This window comes from Pseudoflavonifractor intestinihominis, assembly GCF_040096055.1.
Taxonomy (GTDB): Bacteria; Bacillota; Clostridia; order Oscillospirales; family Oscillospiraceae; genus Pseudoflavonifractor; species Pseudoflavonifractor intestinihominis.
This window is the reverse complement of record NZ_JBBMFK010000054.1, coordinates 1-1,888: the sequence shown is the minus strand read 5'-3', so window position 1 is coordinate 1,888 and position 1,888 is coordinate 1. Positions and strand designations below refer to the sequence as shown.

Genomic DNA, 1,888 nt, shown 5'->3' with positions numbered 1-1,888 from the left:
TCCTGCAAATCCGCGTACTTGTGTACCCGCTGGATGAACTGCTCCAAGTTTTCAATCTGTCGTTCCTGTACTTCAATGTCCTGCTGCAAGGTCTGGATTTCTGCCTTGAGCTGCGTCTGCTCGTCCTCGTAAGACTGGCTCATCATGGAAAACCGCTCGTCTGTGATTTTCCCGGCCACATTGTCCTCATAGATGCGGATGAACAGCCTGTCAAGCTCGCCCATGCGCCGCTGCGCCTGTTCCAGACGCTTGATGCTGGCGCAGTTTTTTTCCTCGCTGGACAGCCGGAGCCGGTATTCCATTGCAGCCCGGAAATGCTTCTCATACCGGGTCACATAGAAGATGACCGCTTTCATGTGCATCCAGACCAACTCTTCCAGCACAACCGCCCGGATGAAGTGTGCCGAACAGCTTCCCGTATTGCTGCGGTAGTTGGCGCAGACAAAGTGGTCCTGCCGTTTCTCAAAGTAGCTGGTGGTGCAGTACCGCATCTTCGCGCCGCAGTCGGCACAGTAGACCATGCCGGAAAACAGGCTGCTTTTGCCGGTTTTCGTCCTGCGGTGGCGCTGCTGGCGGATCTCCTGAACCTTGTCAAAGACTTCCTGCTCGATGATCGCCGGGTGGGTGTTGTAGAATACCGCCTGCTTTTCAAGAGGCGTGTCCCGCTGCTTTTTGTCCCAGATGGAATTGGTATAAGTCTTGAAGTTGACCGTACAGCCAGTGTATTCCCGCCGTTCCAGAATGTGGACAACGGTGTTGGTGTTCCAGTGGTAGGGATCGGAAGCCTCCGGGCTGGGGGTCTTGATGCCCGCCCTGCGCTTGTAGGCGGTTGGGTTGAGCACCTTTTCCTCCTGCAAGAGCTTTGCAATCTGCATCGGCCCGCGCCCTTCCATGCAAAGCCGGAAAATGCGCTTAACCACCTGCGCCGCTGCTTCGTCCACAATCCATCTGGTCTTGTCATTCGGGTCTTTGAGATACCCAAACGGAACATTGGTGGTCAGCGGTACGCCGCGTTCGCCTTTTGCTTTCTGCACCGCCCGGATTTTGCGGCTGGTGTCCTTCGCAAAAAACTCGTTGAACCAGTTCTTTATACCTGCCACATCGTTGTCGGTGCTGTTGGGGTCGATGGTGTCAAAGTGGTCGTTGATGGCGATATACCGCACTCCATACTTCGGGAAAGTGAAGTTGATATACAGCCCGGTCAACGATGAATTTCTACCCAGTCTGGATAGGTCTTTGGTACAACAAACGGCCACATTCCCTGCCTCGATTTCGGTCAGCATGGCCTGAAAGCCGGGGCGGTCGTAGTTGGTGCCGCTGTACCCATCGTCCACAAAGAAAGTCGGGTTGGGGAAGCGATGCTCTTTTGCGTACTGGAGCAGGATCATTTTTTGATTCTGGATGGAGTTTGATACATCCCCCTTGCCGCCGTTCTTGTCATCCTTCATATCTTCCACGGATAGACGGCAATAGAGAGCCGTAATTTTTTCAGTTGCCCGCTGCATTTCTGCGTCCTCCTTCAATGGGGCAACTGCCAGTACAGGATTGGCTGCTTCTATTGTACCAAGATTCCGGGCATTTGTCATTCGCTATCCTCCATCTTTTCTGTAAACTTTTCGGCCATAATGCGCTCCATCTTCCGGTTCAGCGGTTCCATTCCGTCATAACTGCCGGTGACGGTGTAAACGGTGCCGCCGATCTCCTTCTGTAAGGTGAACTCCGGCAGCCAGAACGCGGAGAGATTTTTCACATGGATGTGCCCGTCCTCTCCAATCCAGAAATTGCGCTTCGGCGGGTCGCTGGGGCTGGGATTGGAAAAATGATATTCTTCCGGCGTGTCCTGACCGTCTATGATTTCGGGTGGGATTTTCAATTTGCTGTCCATAAG

General features: G+C 53.6%; 2 protein-coding genes. Both read right to left on the bottom strand.

Annotated elements, in window-relative coordinates:
- Positions 1 to 1,505 (bottom strand): recombinase family protein (locus WMO64_RS16950; protein WP_349232756.1); only part of this gene is annotated, 1,505 nt, incomplete at its 3' end.
- 77 nt (positions 1,506 to 1,582) lie between these two features.
- On the bottom strand, positions 1,583 to 1,888 hold a 306-nt coding region (locus tag WMO64_RS16945; protein ID WP_435412078.1), incomplete at its 5' end, for a hypothetical protein.